The 19681-nt window shown below is 28.3% G+C and carries 15 protein-coding genes; 4 read left to right on the plus strand and 11 right to left on the minus strand.

The features are described from left to right. Nucleotides 1–26: 26 nt before the first annotated feature. The 9 genes from KQI38_RS08150 to KQI38_RS08190 all read right to left on the minus strand — a co-directional run bounded on the left by KQI38_RS08150 (nt 27) and on the right by KQI38_RS08190 (nt 12509). Nucleotides 27–1661, minus strand: coding sequence for a hypothetical protein (locus KQI38_RS08150; protein ID WP_216557928.1), 1635 nt, complete (start codon nt 1659–1661; stop codon nt 27–29). Between the two features lie 115 nt (nt 1662–1776). Continuing rightward, a complete protein-coding gene (locus KQI38_RS08155) occupies nt 1777–1947 on the minus strand; it encodes a hypothetical protein (RefSeq protein WP_216557932.1) in 171 nt (56 codons plus the stop codon). A gap of 441 nt (nt 1948–2388) precedes the next feature. Beyond that, complete coding sequence (locus KQI38_RS08160; protein ID WP_216557938.1) at nt 2389–4023, minus strand: hypothetical protein; 1635 nt, start codon at nt 4021–4023, stop codon at nt 2389–2391. Between the two features lie 159 nt (nt 4024–4182). Continuing rightward, nucleotides 4183–4353, minus strand: a complete 171-nt coding sequence (locus KQI38_RS08165) for a hypothetical protein (RefSeq protein ID WP_216557941.1) — start codon at nt 4351–4353, stop codon at nt 4183–4185. Nucleotides 4354–4793: 440 nt separating this feature from the next. Next, on the minus strand, nt 4794–6437 hold the full coding sequence (locus tag KQI38_RS08170) for a hypothetical protein (protein ID WP_216557945.1): 1644 nt from the start codon (nt 6435–6437) through the stop codon (nt 4794–4796). Between the two features lie 205 nt (nt 6438–6642). Then, nucleotides 6643–8289, minus strand: a complete 1647-nt coding sequence (locus KQI38_RS08175; RefSeq protein ID WP_216557948.1) for a hypothetical protein — start codon at nt 8287–8289, stop codon at nt 6643–6645. Between the two features lie 443 nt (nt 8290–8732). Beyond that, nucleotides 8733–10376, minus strand: a complete 1644-nt coding sequence (locus KQI38_RS08180) for a hypothetical protein (RefSeq protein WP_216557951.1) — start codon at nt 10374–10376, stop codon at nt 8733–8735. Between the two features lie 153 nt (nt 10377–10529). After that, nucleotides 10530–12173, minus strand: a complete 1644-nt coding sequence (locus tag KQI38_RS08185; RefSeq protein WP_216557954.1) for a hypothetical protein — start codon at nt 12171–12173, stop codon at nt 10530–10532. A gap of 171 nt (nt 12174–12344) precedes the next feature. Further along, entirely contained in the window at nt 12345–12509 is a 165-nt protein-coding gene (locus tag KQI38_RS08190) for a hypothetical protein (protein WP_216557957.1), read from the minus strand. A gap of 476 nt (nt 12510–12985) precedes the next feature. On the opposite strand from KQI38_RS08190, the gene KQI38_RS08195 reads away from it, so the two are divergent. The 4 genes from KQI38_RS08195 (at nt 12986) to KQI38_RS08210 (ending at nt 15756) form a co-directional block, all read left to right on the plus strand. After that, nucleotides 12986–13690: a sensor histidine kinase gene (locus KQI38_RS08195; RefSeq protein ID WP_216557960.1), complete on the plus strand. Its 705-nt coding sequence runs from the start codon at nt 12986–12988 to the stop codon at nt 13688–13690. Nucleotides 13691–13695: 5 nt separating this feature from the next. Continuing rightward, nucleotides 13696–14295 (plus strand): response regulator transcription factor, encoded by a 600-nt coding sequence (locus KQI38_RS08200; RefSeq protein ID WP_216557963.1) that lies wholly within the window; start codon nt 13696–13698, stop codon nt 14293–14295. Nucleotides 14296–14471: 176 nt separating this feature from the next. Beyond that, nucleotides 14472–14732: a CD3324 family protein gene (locus KQI38_RS08205; RefSeq protein WP_216557966.1), complete on the plus strand. Its 261-nt coding sequence runs from the start codon at nt 14472–14474 to the stop codon at nt 14730–14732. 124 nt (nt 14733–14856) lie between these two features. After that, on the plus strand, nt 14857–15756 hold the full coding sequence (locus KQI38_RS08210) for a GNAT family N-acetyltransferase (RefSeq protein WP_216557969.1): 900 nt from the start codon (nt 14857–14859) through the stop codon (nt 15754–15756). 169 nt (nt 15757–15925) lie between these two features. Here the strand turns inward: KQI38_RS08210 and KQI38_RS08215 are convergent, their stop codons facing one another. Both KQI38_RS08215 and KQI38_RS08220 read right to left on the minus strand, forming a co-directional pair. Next, entirely contained in the window at nt 15926–17770 is a 1845-nt protein-coding gene (locus KQI38_RS08215) for an ABC transporter ATP-binding protein (protein ID WP_216557972.1), read from the minus strand. Beyond that, nucleotides 17745–19604 carry an ABC transporter ATP-binding protein gene (locus KQI38_RS08220; RefSeq protein WP_216557975.1) on the minus strand — a complete coding sequence of 620 codons (1860 nt, stop codon included), beginning with the start codon at nt 19602–19604 and terminating at the stop codon, nt 17745–17747. Before KQI38_RS08220 ends, KQI38_RS08215 begins: the two co-directional genes overlap by 26 nt. Between the last annotated feature and the right edge of the window lie 77 nt (nt 19605–19681).

Below are 19681 nucleotides of genomic sequence, written 5' to 3' on the forward strand. Positions count from 1 at the left end.
CCTATAAAATAAAAGTTTATTTTTTATCATAGTATAGATTCAATACCTTTAATGTTTTCTTTTAAGTAATTCATCCAATCTACTTTTAGTTCTTCAAAGGTTTTTCCAAATACTTCTTTATAGGTTAATCCATTAAAATCTGCAATATTTAGGTAAAGCATCTTTTCCAATCCATATTCTTCAACTAAATAACTAAAAAAGCTAAAGTTTTTATGGTAATCCATGGTGTCTCCTTCAGTCATTAGATCTAATGGAGCTTTTTCTTCCTTCAATTTAGAACCCAGAATTTGATTAATTTTAACTCTAGCTAAAATTACCAAATGACTTTCTATTATTCTTTTATTTTGATCTTTTGCCGTTTCTTCTATATTATCAATATCGATATTGTTTCTAATATAAATATTTAATAAGTTCACATATAAGTTCTGTAATTCTTTCAATTCATTATCCGTTAAATTTTTTTTCTCTAAGCCTTCTGCAGAATTAGAAATAATATAAAAGCTATATTCCATATCTTTAATATAAGCTTCGGAATAAACAACTTCTAAATAGTTTGCAATTCCTTCATCTATCCATGTTGGTTTTATAATACTTATCTCATTTTGTGTAAAAGGCTTATGGAACAATAAATGACAGTATTCATGTGCGTGAGCATTCACATCTCTTAAATGTATTTTTTCAGACCCTGTCATAATGTAACCTCCATCAGTAAAGCCATCAACATTTGTATCAAAGATATATTCTACCTTTAGTACATTGTTTAATACTTCTTTATATTCTGAATAAAATTTAGGGGCATCTTTCTCTATTCCTTTCTTTATAGCTAATATATCTCTATCAAATCTCAGTATAAGCTGTTCTATTTTTCTTGCTGTACCATACTGTTCATTTATTTCTGCAGTACTAATATCTATTTTAAATCCATTTATTTCTTCTTTAGTATTTATAATAAACTTATTTGCCATATTATTTATAACTTCCATCCTATTCATTAGACTTTCTATTTCTCTTTGATAAGATAAATCTATATCATTTTCCTCTGCCCAATTCTCTATGTCAGATATTTCTACATTATTTTTTAGAAGTTCTGTTTTCTTATCGTTTTTTAGTAAGTATTCCACTAAACCTATTGATGCAGCTTTTACATTTTCTATTTCTCCCTTGGATGAAAATGGCTCAAAAAATCTTGCTCCAAATAATGAAAATTCATTATTTGAATAATATGTAGTAAAGTCTACTTCCTTTTCCTCTATATCATATATCCTTGCATAAAGCCCTTCTGATATCCAGTTATCATATATTCCATAGGACTTTTTTATAAGTTCTTTTTTAAATTCTTCTGTTTCTATAAACTTGGCATCGCATCTTATTATTTTATCTGCCTTTGGAACTAGATATTGTTTTGATATTTGTACTTCAAGATTTTCTATTGGCGAAAATTCATCTATTTTATGTAATTCATTTAGTATTGATGTATAGATACTTTCCTTTCCATCTATATTGTCAGCTATCTTTATCTTTATATTATCGTTTTCATAGATTGTAGAACCTTCACCACTAGCTTCTACTAATTTGACTTTTTCATTCTTTTTATTCTTTTCACTGCATCCTATAAGAAATATTGTGATGATAAGCAAGAATATCATTCTTCTGATTTTCATTTTACATGTTCTCCTTTAGCCATTTTTTATTCAAATAATATAAAGATAAGATACTTGGATAAATTCTAATATAGAATAGATGGAAATTAGTTCCATCTATTCTATATTTAAAAAACTATTCACACCATGTTGCATTTGGATGTTTTGATTTTCTTATAATACAAGCAGAATTAAGACCACCACAACTTTGCTCTAAGCGTGGGTCATCTCCAAATTGAATGTCGCCATTTTTCTCTTCTTCTAAATCAATATCTTCATTCCAGATAATATCGTTCAATGATTTCATATTTTCTCCTCCCTTCTATAAGTATTTGCTGCTAATTACAAAATCATGTAATTGGCATAAGTACTACTCTTTTAATTGAAATGGCTGGGCTTCTCTCATTTTAGACATAATTCATTAATCATATATATAATTCAAAATTAGTCTAGAAATGAGAAACCTACTCTATTCCCCTTTCCCCATAGAGAGCTATAGAAATATTAGCATAATATTATACCAAATACTTCCATTAGCCAATTCATAAGTTCATTGTACTATCACTCAAACATTCCGTCAACCCATTGATATGACTTATTTCCCGACATTATTCAACATAATTCGGTATGTATTGTCGAATAAATATAAGTCAGTCAGAATTATCTCTTTTAACTCCAACTGACTTTTTCAATATCTCAAAACTATTTAATTATACACTCAACATCTATCCAAAAAACTTATACGATATCATAGTATCGATTCAATACCTTTAATGTTTTCTTTTAAGTACTTCATCCAATCTACTTCTAGTTCCTCAAAGGTTTTTCCAAATACTTCTTTATAGGTTAATCCATTAAAATCTGCAACATTTAGATAAAGCATCTTTTCCAATCCATATTCTTCAACTAAGTAATTAAAGAAACTAAAGTTCTTGTGATAATCCATGGAATCACCTTCTGTCATCAAATCCATAGGTGCATCTCCTTCATTTACCTTAATTCCCATAATTTTTCTATATTTAACATTCGATAAAAATTTCAAATGATTTTCTAGTATTCTTTTATTTTTGTCCTTTGCAACTTCTTCTATATCGGTAACATCAATATCATTTTCGATAAGAAGCTCTAACTGTTTATCTATCATTTTTGCTTCATCTCCAACAAGCCTTTCTGATTCTGCTTCATATGTTCTAAAATTAATCAAATAATTAAAAATATCTTCCATAACTATAATTGTAGCCTCAGAATACACTACATCTAAATAATTTGCTATTCCTTCATCTATCCAGTTAGGCTTTGCAATAACTATACCCTTTTCCATAAAAGGCTTGTGGAACAATAAATGACAGTATTCATGTGAATGAGCATTTATATCTCTTAAATGTATTTTTTCAGACCCTGTCATAATATAGCCTCCATCAGCAAAACCATCAACATTTGTATCAAAAATATATTCTACCTTCGGTACATTGTTTAATACTTCTTTATACTCTGAATAAAATTTAGGAGCATCCTTCTCTATTCCTTTCTTTATAGCTAATATATCTCTATCAAATCTCAATATAATCTGTTCTATTTTTTCTGCTGTATTATACTGTTCATTTATTTCTATAGTACTAATATCTATTTTAAATCCATTTATTTCTTCTTTAGTATTTATAATAAACTTATTTGCCATATTATTTATAGCTTCCATCCTATTCATCAGACTATCTATTTCTCTTTGATAGCCTAAGTCTATGCCTTTTTCTTTTGCCCAATCCTCAATATCAGATAATTCTATCTTACTTTTTAGTAGCTCCACCTTTTTATTATTTTTTAATATGTATTTCACCAAATCTATTGATGCAGCTTTTACACTTTCTATTTCTTCCTTAGAAGAAAATGGCTCAAAAAATCTTGCTCCAAATAATGAAAAATCATTATTTGAATAATATGTAACAAAATCTACTTCCTTTTTCTCTATATTATATATCTTTGCATATAGTCCTTCTGATATCCAGTTATCATATATACCATAGGATTTTTTTATAAGCTCCTTTTTAAATTCTTCTGTTTCTATAAACTTGGTATCACATCTTATTATTTTATCTACTTTTGGAACCATATATTTTTTAGATATCTCTATCTCAAGATTTTCTATAGGAGAAAATTCATCTATTTTCTGTAATTCGTTTAGTATAGATGCATATATACTCTCCTTTCCATCTATATTATCAGCTATTTTTATCTTTATATTATCGTTTTGATATATTGTAGAACCTCCACTGCTAACTTCGGCTAATTGGATTGGTTCTTCTCTTGTCTTTTCTTTGTTTTTTTCACTACATCCTGCTAGAAATATGATAAAAATAAGTAATAGTAATGGTTTTTTATTTTTCATTTATATTAACTCCTTTAACAATTTGATATTGCTTACTATCTCATTTTTATAAAATGATTACATTCAGTCATGTTTTTCTATACCATAAGTGTAAAAAACTAATCAGATATAATATACAATAGATGGAAATTACTCTCCATCTATTATATATTTCTAGAATTATGCAGAACATTGTACTTTCGGATAGTGATATGATAACCTTATTTCACATATGGGACTAAGACCACAACTCGGCTCTAAACATATCTCTTTCATCCCCTGAATTTCTATATTATTTTCGTCTTCTAAATCAATATCTTCATTCCAGATGATATCGTTTAATGATTTCATACTTTAAGCCTCCTCTCTATATGTATTTGTCGCTAATTACAAAATTCTGTAATTAACATAAGTACTACTCTTTAATTGAAGTGGCTAATGTTCTCTTATTTTAGACATAATTAACTAATCATATATATAATTCAAAATTAGTTTAGAAATGAGAGACTGCTCTATTCCCCTTTCCCCATAGAAAGCTATAGAAATATTAGCATAATATTATACCAAATACTTCCATTAGCCAATTCATAAGTTCATTGTACTATCACTCAAGCATTCCGTCAACCCGTTGATACGACTTATTTCCCGACATTGTTCAACATAATTCAGTATGTATTGTCGAATAAATATAAGTCAGTCAGAATTATCTCTTTTAACTCCAACTGACTTTTTCAATATCTCAAAATTATTTAATTATACACTCAACATCTATCCAAAAAACTTACACGATATCATAGTATTGATTCAATACCTTTGATATTTTCTTTTAAGTAATTCATCCAATCTACTTTTAGTTCTTCAAAGGTTTTTCCAAATACTTCTTTGTAGGTTAAGCCGTCAAAGTTTGCGACATTTAGGTAAAGCATCTTTCCCAATCCATATTCCTCAACTAAATAATTAAAAAAGCTAAAGTTCTTGTGATAATCCATGGAATCACCTTCATTCATCAAATCCATAGGGGCATTTCCTTCATTTGAGTTAGTACCTAGAATCTTACGAAATTTAACTCTATACAAAACGTTTAAATTGTTTTTCATGATTCTCTTATTTTTGCTCTTTGCAATTTCTTCCACATTATTGATATCAATATCATTTTTAATATAAATATTTAATAAACCGTCACATAAACTCTTTAATTCTTTTAACTCATTTTCTGCAAAGTCTTGTGTCGATAGAAGCCCTGTATAATTTGGTATGTTATTAAATTCATCTTCAATCATTTTAATAGAAGCTTCTGAATATATTATATCTAAATAATTTGCAATCCCTTCATTTAGCCATTTAGGTCTTGCAATAGTTATACCTTTCTCCATAAAAGGATTATAGAAAAACAAATGACAATATTCATGCGCATGAGAATTTATATCTCTTAAGTTTATTTTGTCAGTTCCTTTGGAAAAAAATCCTCCATCAATAGGATCATAGGAGTTAGTAGTATCAAAAATATATTCTATTTTAGGTACATTATTTAGTACCTCTTTATATTCGGCATAGAATCTAGGTGCATCCTTTTCTATTCCCTTTTTTATATCCAATATATTTCTATCGAAACTCAATATAATCTGCTCTATTTTTTCTGCTGTATCAGTCTGTTCAGTTATATTAGCATCGAGAATATCTATTTTAAATCCATTTATTTCTTCTCTCGTATTTATAATGAATTTATCTGCTATATCGTATACTTCCATTCTATTCATTAAACTTTCAATTTCTCTTTGATAAGATAAATCTATACTCTTTTCTTCTGCCCATTCTTCTATATCTGATATTTCTATATTGTTTTTAAGAAGTTCTTCCTTTTTATTGTTTTTTAATATGTATTCCACTAAATCTATAGATGCAGATTTTACGCTTTCTATCTCTTCCTTTGATACAAATGGCTTAAAAAACCTTGCTCCAAATAATGAGAAATCATTATTTGAATAATATGTAGTAAAATCTATACTTTCATTTTGTTGTCCAAATATTTTGCTATAAAGTCCCTCTGATATCCAGTTATCGTATATTCCATAGGACTTTTTTATAAGTTCTTTTTTAAACTCTTCCGTTTCTATAAACTTGGCATCACATTTTATCATCTTCTCTATATTTGGAACTATATATTGTTTTGATATTTCTATTTCAAGGTTTCCTATCTTGGAGAACTTATCTATTATCTGTAGTTCATTTAATATCTTTTTATAGATATCTTTTAGATTTTCTACTTTATTAGAGATTTTTATTTTAATATTATCGTTTTGATAAATTATAAGGCCATCTTCACTAACTTCTGTCAATTCTATTGATGTTTGTACTATGTCTTTTTCATTTATTTTAGTACAGCCTATTAGAAATATTGATATCAGGATAATTAATATTATCTTTTTAATATTCATTTATATTCAACTCCTTATATGTATTAAAATAATGATAAAGCAATATAGGATAGACAGGTTAATCTGTCTATCCTATATCTACTAATTTATCTGCCACATGTATTAATTATAATATCATCAAATCTATGCGAAACTTATCGAATTTTGTCGACTGATTTATTAAGTTTTTGCACTATATTGTCTATTGTTACATACACTCTATCACCTATAGTATAGTTTCTATTCCTTTTATGTTTTCTTTTAAGTAATTCATCCAATCTACTTTTAACTCCTCAAAGGTCTTTCCAAAATATTCTTTGAAAGTTAAATTCTCATAATCTGATACCTTTAAGAAAAGCATTTTTTCTAATCCATATTCAATCATTAGATATTGCCCAAAACCATAATGTAAATAAGGATCCATGCTATTACTCTCCATCATTAAATCATTTGGTGCTTCCCCTTTATTAAACTCTTCTCCATAAATTGTTTCAATAATTCTATCTTTATAGCTACTTCTTAAAAGGTTTAATTTTTGCCTTTTATTCTTGTCCCTAGATACTTCTTCTATATTATCTAATCTAATATCATTTTTTTCATATATTTCTAATATTTTCTCACAGATGCTATTTACCTTTATTAATATATCATCAGTAACATTTTCCAAGTCATCATAACCGTACATAGGATTTTTGGCTACATAAAACTCTCTTTGTATCCATACTTCGTATCTGTCTGGTTCTATCACCTGTGCGTAACTAGCCATTCCTTCATCCCACCATGATGGTTCTTTAATGTACGGTTCTACATTAGCAAATCCTACATAAAACATGAAATGACTATATTCATGGGGATGAACATTTACACTAATTAAATGTATTTCATGAGTGTCTAAACTAAAGTAACCACCAAAATAATTTGTTTCTTGTACTTCAAATATATAATTCACCTTTGGCAAATTATTTAATATTTCCTTATACTCTGCATAAAACCTTGGCGCCTCCTTTTTTATTTCTCTTTTTATAGACAGTATATCCTTATCAAAGTTTAATATTATCTGTTCTATTTTCTTTGATGTATCATATTGATCTGTTCCCCTCATTTTGGATTTTATTCCTTCTAAACTCATGTCTATTTTAAATCCATTTATCTCTTCCCTAGTATTTAATATAAATTTACCTGTTATTGCATATGCTTCCACCCTATTCATCAGACTTTCTATTTCTCTTTGATAAGCTAAGTCTATATTCTTATCCTTTCCCCACTTCTCTATATCCTCTATATATATTTCGTTTTTAAGTAATTCTTCTTTTTTATTATTTTCTAACAGGTATTCTACTAAATCTATGGATGCTGATTTTATGCTTTCTATTTCCTCCCCCGATGAAAACGGCTCAAAGAACCTTGACCCAAATAAGGAGAATTCATTATTCGCATAATATGAAGCGAAGTCTACTTCTGGTTTCTCTATATCATATATCTTTGCATATAGTCCTTCTGATATCCAGTTATCATATATACCATAGGATTTTTTAATTAGTTCCTTCTTGAATTCTTCTGTCTCTATATACTTTCCATCACATTTTATTATCTTGTCTAACCTTGGAATTATATTTCTCTTTGATATTTGTATTTCGAGACTTCCTACCTTGGCAAACTTATCTATTCTCTGTAATTCATTTAATATTGATTTGTATATATCTTCTGGATTTTCCATATTGCTAGAGATTTCTATCTTTATATTGTCGTTTTGATAAATTGTAGAGCCACCTTCACCACTAACCTCTATTAATTTGATTGGCTCTTTTTTTTCACTGCACCCTATAAGAAATATTGTGATGATAAGTAGAAATAAAATTTTTTTATTTTTCATTCATGTGTCCTCCTTTGGATATATTTTTTCAAATAATATAAAGATGAGGGGATTGTATAAATACTACTCTGTAAATTAAAGTGGCTAGTGTTTTCTCATTTTAGACATAATCAATCATATATATAATTCAAAATTAGTTTAGAAGTGATAGGCCTACTCCATTCTTCTTTGCCTATAGAGAGCTATAGAAATATTAGCATGATATTATACCAAATATTTCTACAACCCAATTCATTGAGTTCATTGTACTATCACTCAAACATTGGGTCAACCTGTTGATACGATTTATTTCCCGACATTTTTCAACATATTTCGGTATATATTGTCGAATAAATATAAGTCAGTCAGAATTATCTGTTTTAACTCCAACTGACTTTTGCAATATCTTAAAACTATTCAACTATACACACAACATCTATCAAATCCAAAAAACTTACACAATATCAAAGTATTGGTTCAATACCTTTGATATTTTCTTTTAAGTAATTCATCCAATCTACTCTTAACTCATCAAAGGTTTTTCCAAATACTTCTTTATAGGTTAATCCATTAAAATCTGCAACATTTAGGCAAAGCATCTCTTCCAATCCATATTCTTCAACTAAATAATTAAAGAAACTAAAGTTCTTGTGATAATCCATGGAATCACCTTCTGTCATCAAATCCATAGGTGCATTTCCTTCATTTATGTCAAAGCCCAGTATTTTATTAAATTTTACTTTAGATAAAACTCTTAAATGATTTTCTAATACTTTTTTATTTTTGTATTTTACAACTTCATTTATATTATTGATATCAATATCATTTTCAAGAAAAATTTTTACTTCTTCAGTTCTTAACTTTTTTATCTCTCTTCTCTCATCTTCCGTAAGTTCTTCAGAAGCTAGTTCAGATATTTCAAAATTAACTATATAAGTTATACTATCTTCTGCCAATTCAGCATATGCTTCAGAATACGCTGCATCTAAATAATTTGCAATCCCTTCATCTATCCAACTAGGTTTATTTATGGCTATATCGTTTTCTGTAAATGCACTATGAAATAAAAAGTGGCAGTATTCATGTGCTTGAACTATCATATCTCTTAGATTTATTTTTCCATCCCCTTGTAGAACATATCCTCCATCAGCTATCTGATCGGCATTAGTATAGAAAATATACTCTACTTTAGGAACATTATCTAATACTTCTTTATACTCAGTATAGAATTTTGGTGCATCTTTCTCTATTCCTCTCTTTATTGCTTCTATATCTCTGTCGAACCTTAATATAATCTTCTCTATCTTTTCTGCGGTATCGTATTGTTCAGTTATTTCATCCCCTGCCTCTATTTGTCCAATACTTATGTCTATCTTAAACCCATTTACTTCTTCTCTAGTATTTATTATAAATTTATCTGTTACTCTATAAGCTTCCATTCTATTCATTAGACTTTGAATTTCATTTTGATAAGATAAATCTATATTTTTCTCTTTTGCCCACTCTTCTATATCTGATATATTTATATTGTTTTTGATAATCTCTTCCTTCTTATTATTTTCTAATAAATATTTTACTAAATCTATTGATGCAGCTTTTACATTCTCTACTTCCTCTTTTGTTACAAATGGCTCAAAAAATCTTGCTCCAAATAATGAAAATTTATTATTTTCATAATATGTAGAAAAATCTACTTCCTGTGTCTCTATATCATATATCTTTGCATATAGTCCTTCTGATACCCAATTATCATATATTCCATAGGATCTTTTTATAAGTTCCTTTTTAAATTCCTCTGTTTCTATGAATTTGGCATCACATTTTATAATCTTATCTATATTTGGAACTAAATATTGTTTTGATATTTGTACTTCAAGATTTTCTATAGGAGAAAATTCATCTATTTTCTGTATTTCGTTCAGTATAGATGTATAGATACTTTCCTTTTCATCTATATTATCAGCTATCTTTATCTTTATATTATCGTTTTGATAGATTGTAGAACTTTCAGCATTAGTCTCAATTAATTGGATTTTTTCGTTCTTTTCACTACATCCTATGAGGAATATTGCAATGATAAGTAAAAGTATGATTTTTCTAGCTTTCATTTTATACGTCCTCCTTTGGCTACTTTTTTATTCAAATAATATAAAGATGATAGAATTAGATAAATACTAATATAGAATAGATGCAAATTATTTCTATCTATTCTATATTATATATTTAGTAGATATTTAAATAGCAGTATAGAATATCAACTATTAAAGTATGGATTCAATACCTTTAATAGTTTCTTTTAAGTAATTCATCCAATCTACTTTTAACTCCTCAAAGGTCTTTCCAAATACCTCTTTATAGGTCAGCCCATCAAAACTTGCGACATTTAAATAAAGTATCTTTTCCAATCCATATTCTTCTATTAAATATGGAATAAAACTAAAATTTACAACATAATCCATAGAGTCTCCTTCATTCATTAAATCCAAAGGTGCTATCCCCCTACTTAATTTATCACCAGTAATAGTTTCGCTAATCTTAATTGTAAAAGAATATTCAACATGGCTTGCTAGTATTCTTTTATTTTTACTCTTTAATATTTCTTCAACATTATTTGCACTAATATTGTTTTCAGTATAAATATTAAGCTGTTTCTCACTTAACTTCTCTACCGCTATTAAAATATCACTCGTAGCATTTTCTACCCCATTGCGCTCCATTGGATTTTCAATAACATAAAATGTTCTTTCTATCCATTTACCATACGTCTCTGAATACACTACATATAAATAATTGGCAATTCCTTCATCTAACCCTGATGGCTTATTAACAACTATATCCTTTTTAATAAACGGATTATGAAATAGAAAATGACAATACTCATGTACTTGAGTATTTATGTTTATTAAGTATATTTCGTCAGTCCCTTTCATAACATAACCGCCACCCCTAAAAGGCTCCGAAGGCATTTCAAAAATATATTTTATCTTAGGAACATTATTTAATACTTCTTTATATTCAGCATAGAATCTTGGCGCATCGTTTTCAATCCCCTTCTTTATAGCTAATATATCTCTGTCAAACCTTAATATAATTTGCTCTATCTTCTTTGATGTATCATATTGTTCAGTTTTTTCATGTCCTGTTTTTATATCTGCAATACTAATATCTATCTTAAATCCATTTATTTCTTCTCTGGTATTTATAATGAGTTTATCTGCTATATCATATACTTCCATCCTATTCATTAAACTTTCTATTTCCCTTTGATAAGATAAATCTATATCCTTTTCCTTTGCCCAAGCTTCTATATCAGATAATTCTATATTGTTTTTTATAAGCTCCATCTTTTTATTGTTTTCTAATAGATATTCCACTAAATCTATAGATGCAGATTTCACACTTTCTATCTCTTCCTTTGATGCAAATGGTTCAAAAAACCTTGCTCCAAATAATGAGAATTCATTATCTGAATAATATGTAGCGAAGTCTATTTGACTTTTTTCTGTGTTATATATCTTTGCATATAGTCCTTCTGATATCCAATTATCATATATCCCATAGGATTTTTTTATAAGTTCCTTTTTAAACTCCTCTGTTTCTATAAACTTAGCATCACATTTTATTATCTTATCTATATTTGGAACTATATATTGCTTTGATATTTGTATTTCAATATTTTCTATAGGGGAAAATTCATCTATTTTCTGTAGCTCATTCAGTATAGACGTATATATAGTTTCTTTTTCATTTACATTATCAGCTATTTTTATTTTTATATTATCGTTTTCATAGATTGTAGAGCCTTCACCACTAACCTCTATTAATTTAATTGGCTCTTTTTTTTCACTGCATCCTATAAGTAATATCGTGATGATAAGTAAGAGTATGATTTTTCTATTTTTCATTTTGTATGTCCTCCTTATTTATACTTTTATATTAAAGCAACCTCTAGTGCTAGTAAATTTGAAATTACATAATTCTACTAATTAATTTTTTGAAAAATAATGCCTCTTAAGAATACAATTTGAAAATAATATACAAATATGGGTTCTTTAATATATATTATATTTATGTCATTATTCAATATCTGAATCATATATTGTTGCTAAAATTGGTGATATATTCCATATTTTCAAAGTTTTCACTAAAATCAGCATATCATTCATAGAAAAGCCTGTCAACCTATTGATTCCGCTCAATTTTTGACATATTTTGTCGATTCTATTTAAATAATTATACACAAATCTGACCACCGGCATTTATCTGACCAAAGAAACTATATATTACAAGATAAAATTACAATATATTTGTATAGTTTAATAAATATTAGTATAATTGGATTATACAGATAATAGAAAGCTTATAAAGGAGTTTCTTAATGAGAAGATTTATAGAAAAATCATTCATAGTTCTTTTTTGTTTATATAATACTTATAAAATAAATACAACAAGAGACTTGGTTTTTTATTTTCTTATATCTCTGATTCTTTCCTTGTGCTTAGATTTATTTCACCCTAAAAAAGTAAGGGTTTTTATTTATTTTATCTTTTTAATATTTTATCTTTATGATCCCTTATTTATCTACTACTTGCCTTTGATTTTGTATAATATGTATTTGGATTTCAATATATATGCTTTTTTCGCCATGATATTAATTCTAAGGGATTTCTCTATAGCTAATCTTTTAGTTTTCTCCATATCTATCTACCTTTCAATTATGACAAAAAGGTTCAATGTATTTTTAAATCAAAACAAAATAGTAAGGGATGGATTGAAAGAGGACGCCATTTATTTAAAAAAATATACTGAGCAATTAAAAATTGATAGAGAAAAGAATATTCATATTGCCATACTTACAGAAAGAAATAGAATTGCAAGAGAACTCCATGATTCAATAGGTCATGCTATAAGTAGTAGTATATTACAGGTAGAAGCCTTAAAGATAGTCTCCGATAATACCATGGTAGAAGGTTTAGATTTACTTCAAAACACCTTAAATAATGGAATGAATGATATTAGGAACAGTATCCATAATTTATATAATGAATCTCTTGATTTGGAAAGTAGAATCGAAAACCTTTGCAGGGAAGTTCCTACTATAGACATTCAACTTATATATAAGTTAGAAGATAGTTTACCATATGATTTAAAATTTGATATATTATCTATTATAAGAGAAGCTATTACCAATTGTGCTAAACATTCTAATGCTACAGAGCTTAAAATCAGCCTTCTAAGTCAACCTAAGTTCTATTCTATTATAGTGAGGGATAATGGCAACAAATTTAATAAAACAGATGATCTCTTAACTAAAGGAATAGGTCTTATTTCTATGAATGAAATCGCTAGTAAATATAATGGTTTTTTAAATTATGAATTTGATAATGGATTTAAAATACACCTGACTTTAATGAAGGGATGATGTATATGAGAGTTATAATCGTAGATGATGATTATTTAGTGGTAAATTCTTTAAAAACAATCGTAAATGCCAGTGGAATAGAAGTTTTGGCCGTAGGTCATAATGGTATAGAAGCAGTTGAACTTTATTCCCTTCACAAACCAGATTTAATCCTTATGGATATAAGGATGGAAAAAATGAATGGAATAGAAGCGACTCAAGAAATTTTAGATAGAGATCCCAATGCTAAAATACTGTTGATTACAACATTTCAAGATGATGAATATATATCTGCTGCCCTTTCCTTAGGCTGTAAAGGTTATATATTAAAGCAAAATATTGGGGGCATCATCCCCGCCATAAATGCAGTTTACTCTGGTAATCATGTTTTCGATTCAAAGATAGTATCTAATATACAAAAGCATTCTAAGAAAAATATAGATATAGATTTAACAGATAGGGAATTTGATATTTTACTTTTAGTAGCCGAAGGACTAAATAACAAGGAAATTGCCGATAAGTTATTTCTAAGTGAGGGTACTGTAAGAAATTACATTTCTAATATGTTAGAGAAATTATCCCTAAGGGATAGAACTCAGCTTGCAATTTATTATTATAAATTATAAAGTGGATAATTATAAACGATAGGAGGGTAATTAAATGATAATAAGAATTATATTGAGAAATAGCCTCGATCAAGACTTATCCCATACAGAGAAAGCATCTCTATGGGATCAATAAATAAGCTATCTGCTGAACTCTGTACTTTATTTATATGATGATAAATAAAGGAGCGGATGTCATGAAATATATAAATGCAGCAGAAGTATTACCAAAATATTTGTTAGCCGAAATTCAAAAATATATAAGAGGAGAAATCTTATATATCCCCATCGGGGATGAACATTTAAAATGGGGAGAGAAGAATGGCTCTAAAAGCTATTTTGAAATTAGAAATAAACAAATAAAAAAACAATATAAAAATGGGGATACTTTAGAACAAATATCTCAAGAATTTGGATTAGCATATGAAACAGTACGAAAAATAGTATATAAAACATAAAAGTATTGAGGGCTTGAAAACATTTCAAGCCCCTCTTTTTTGGGTATAGAATAGCTATAGATAAGATTGGAATTTATATCATATATAGTATTGCTTATAATAATAGTCAAAAAGGAGAATTAGTATGGAAATAAAGTTCAGGAATTATACAAATCAAGCAGGCATTACAGAAGACTATCATAAGGTTAGAGCATTTTTTACAAGATTAGGATATGCAGAATTTACATATACAAGATGGGATTGGATGGCAACTCATGGTTATCTAGATAAATCTGCAGTAAATAGAATTGGTCTGTGGGAAGACAATGATAAGATTGTAGGAGTAGCAACTTTTGATTGTCAACTGGGACAATCTTTTTGTTTAACTTTGCCAGAATATACATTCTTAAAGAAGGAATTGTTATTATATGCAATAAATAATCTTTCTAAAGATGAAAAGTTTGGAATTACAATTGGAGACACAGATTTAGAATTTCAAGATATTGCGGCCAATCTTGGCTTTATTGCTACAGTTCAGAAAGAAAATGATGCCATTTTTTATTTAGATAAAACATCCACCGATTATAATTTGCCAGAAGGATTTTATATTACTACAATGAAAGAAACCTATGACATTTATCAATATGGTCGTGTATTATGGAAAGGATTTAATCACGAGCTAAATGGTGAAGGAGATTTTAAATTTTCTAAAGAGGATGAACAAGCTGGAAAAGAAGAGATGATCCGTCCTAATGTGGACTTAAACTTAAAAGTTGCTGTCGTCGCACCAGATGGAAATTTTGTTTCTTATTGTGGAATGTGGTATGACCCAGAGGTAGGCTATGCAGTGGTAGAACCAGTAGCAACGGATCCCGATTATCGCAGAATGGGATTAGGGAAGGCAGCAGTTTTAGAGGGGATAAAGCGCGTGGGTAAACTTGGAGCAAAAACAGCCTTGGTGGGCTCTTCTCAGCAGTTCTATTATAGTATTGGCTTTCGTCCATTCGCTACCTCTACTATATGGGAAAAGAAGCTGAAAGAATAATTTCTATGGACTAAATCATGAACTAGCATCACCATTCAAGTTGAAGAATATTATACCATCTAAAAAAGCTACGTGTAATCTAACCGTAGCTTTTTATTCTTATTAAATTGTCATTTTTACTCTCTTCATTATCCTATTATAATCCAAAATTCTTATTTTTCTCCTATATCTATACTGCTTCTTCCTTATAATATTGAGCTTGGGAGTTCCATAGCTCGTAATATTTTCCATTCTCGTCCTTGACCAACTCATCATGATTTCCTTTTTGAATTATCCTTCCTTCGTGGAATACTGCTATTTCGTCACAGAATCTACAGGATGATAGTCTATGAGATATATAAAAGGCAGTTTTTGTACCTACTATTTCATTAAACTTTGAATATATCTCAAACTCAGCTATAGGATCTAAGGCTGCTGTTGGTTCATCTAGAATAATAATTGGTGCATCACGATATAATGCCCTAGCTAATGCTATCTTTTGAGCCTCTCCACCTGAAATCTCTACACCCTCCTCATCGAAATCTTTATATAATGAAGTTTGAACACCTTTTGGCATATTAGTTAGTCTTTCTTCTAATCCTGCTTTAGCTAAAATATCTTTCACTCTATCTTCATCATAATCTACAGATGCTGATACATTTTGCCCTAATGAAAATGAAAATAGCTTAAAATCTTGAAATACTATGGAAAATAGACTCAAATATTCATCATAATCATATTTCTTTATATCTATTCCATTTAGAAGTATTTCTCCTTCATCAGGGTCATATAGCCTACATAATAGCTTAATAAATGTAGTCTTTCCTGAGCCATTCATACCTACTATAGCGAGTCGTTCTCCTATATTTAATTTCATAGAGATATTCTTTAATACATAATTATCTGTTCTTGGGTATTTAAATGACACATTTCTAAATTCAATTTCATACTCATCATCATTTCTTTTTTCTACTGGCAATGTTCCTTTATACTTTTTCCCTTCTATGTTTAAGAAGTCTAGGTATAGTTGTAGATATTGGTTATTAGTCTTTAAGGCTACAATAGATAATAAAATCATACTACTTCCACTCATAAGTTGATTTATACTTCCCGTGTATTTGACTACATTTCCTATTGTAATAGAACCTACTATAGCTTTTAATCCTACAAATACGTATACTAGACTAGATAATATTGATGAAATAAAACCATTTGCTGCACCATATTTAATATTAGTTGAAATAATTCTATTTAATATTCCAGTAAATCCATCATACAGATTATCAAATCCCTTATTAAATAGAGATTTTTGATCATATAGTCTTACTCCCTTTCCTACATTGTAATCTTCCAGCAATTCACAATAATATCTAAATATTCTATTGTATTTTATCACTTCACCAAGAGAACTAAAAAATTTTCTTTCCGAGTTTTCTCTCAATTTCATATTCCAAATTGTGCCTATCGCTAAAGAACATATAAAGATTATATTAAAGAAGGAAGAATCTATAAAACTAAAATAACCACTTATATTAGCTTTATTTTTAAACATTTCCATTATCAACGCTATACTTGTAGATGCTACAATTATTCCCTTGACTAATTCACCAAAATAAATTAGAAGTCCGTATATCCCACCACCATTTACATTCTCTGCCTCTTGTATTTTTGTACGTAGCAAATGGACTTCTGGGTTTTCCACATGTTGATAATCCATATTTATTATTTTTTCGTTCATCCTCATATCTTGATTTTGACCCATTATATTTCTTAATAATAATCTTAGATGACCTAGGCCTGTGGATAAAAGATGAATTAGAAAATTTAAACTTATAGTTATAACTACAAGAAATATTATGCTATCTACATTCCTTGTACCTAATAATTCATCAATGATCCTTGCTGACATGTATATATTTATAAAAGGAGCTATTGACTTAAATATGGCTTCAAATATAGTAACAGGTAATACCCATGGTTGTAATTTATGAATTTCTATTAGTCCCATTTTAAAAAGCTGTATATCTTTCTTCATCTGCTCCACCTCCTATATTATCCTTATAATAATAAGACTGCATATCATACATTTCTCTATATTTTCCCCGTTTCTCCATTAATTCACAATGACTTCCTTCTTCTATTATTTCTCCATGGTGAAGAAAAACTATCTTATCACAAAATCTAGTAGAAGATAATCTATGTGATATGAATATAGAAGTTTTTTCTTTGGTTAATTTATTATACTTTTGATATATTTCATTTTCTGCTATAGGGTCTAAGGCTGCTGTAGGCTCATCTAGGATTATAATAGGTCCATCCTTATATAGCGCACGAGCTAACATTAACTTTTGCTTTTCTCCTCCAGATAAATCTATAGCATCATCATATATAGCTTTTACCAATAATGTTTCTTTTCCCTTTGGTAGGAACTTTATTTTTTCTATGAGGTCTGACATATTGAGAACCTTATCCATCCTTTCCCTGTCAATATTTTTCGTCATTTGAGAAGCAATATTTTCTTCTATTGACATAGGTAATAGATAAATATCCTGAAATACTACAGAAAACAATTTATAGTATTCATCTCTATTATAAGAATCGGTTCTCTTGCCATTTACATATATTTCACCTTTAGTAGGAGTATACAGTCCACAAATAAGTTTCACTAAGGTGGTTTTGCCAGCACCATTAATACCTACTAATGCCAATTTTTCTCCCTTTTTTATTTTTAGATTTATGTCTTTTATGGTATAATCTTCTGAACCCGGATATTTAAAGTAAAGATTTCTAAGTTCTATATTACAAGGCATTTCATAAGACTTCGGCAATTTCACCCCAATGCCCCTATTCATCTTATCTTCCATTTCTAGATATTCTCTTAAATCACAAGTTTCTAAATGAACTCTATTTAGTTCATTGAAATTATTTACTATACCAGATAGCCAATTTGAAAATCCTCCAACAACTCCAAAATACAGTATGAAATTTCCTATATTCATATCTTTATATAATACTGAATATATTAAAAATCCGTAAGCTATTCCATCTCTTAAAAAGCCCAACAGCCCATCTATAAAATTAGCAAAGTATTTTCTATAAATATACTGTTTTTGGAGATTTAATCTCTTTTCTAAGAAAATACAATACATATCCTTAAACCAAGAAGACATATTATATAGTCTTAAATCCTTTGCAGCGTTGAAATCTCCAGCCTTTGTCCTTATATATCTAAGTTTCTTTTCTATAGGTGCTAAATTGTCTCTACTTTTATATTCAAATTTATTTACATAGTTTCCTACTATATAATTGATTGTTGAAGATATAAGGATGAATAGTATAAGCAATGGATGAATAGTAAATATTATCCCTCCATATAGAATGATTCCAATTAAATTTGAAACTAATTCTATAAAGATTTTAGTTATGGCTTGTGTACCAGAACTATCTTGTCCTGTCGCCATATTTGCTTTTGTTAACTTCTCTTGTCCTTGTGGCCCATCAATATTTTCATAATCTGTATCTACAATTTTATTAATCTGCATTTGAATGTATTTAAACCTATAATTCATCCCACTAAATTGAGTCTTGAAAAAAGAACCTCTTATTATGGTTTCTGATATTATTATACCAGTTATGGGAATTGCCATATTTACAAGTAACCGTCCCATACTTACATTTTTAGCTATGGAATCAATTAAAATTTTTGGTAAATAAATATTCATTAATGGACCTAACACCATAAATGGAATTTGTATAATGAAGAACAGAAACAATAACTTATCCCACTTCCACATATTTTTGATTAAATAAACAACATTCTCCACTACACCATATTTCGGTTTTTTCTTATTAATATTTGTATCTCCCATTTTTATCACCTCAACCATACTATAGCAACAAATCCAAATTTATGTACAAAAATAGCACCAATGGTCACTTTTATGAC

This window comes from Tissierella carlieri, from assembly GCF_018917285.1.
Taxonomy (GTDB): Bacteria; Bacillota; Clostridia; order Tissierellales; family Tissierellaceae; genus Tissierella; species Tissierella carlieri.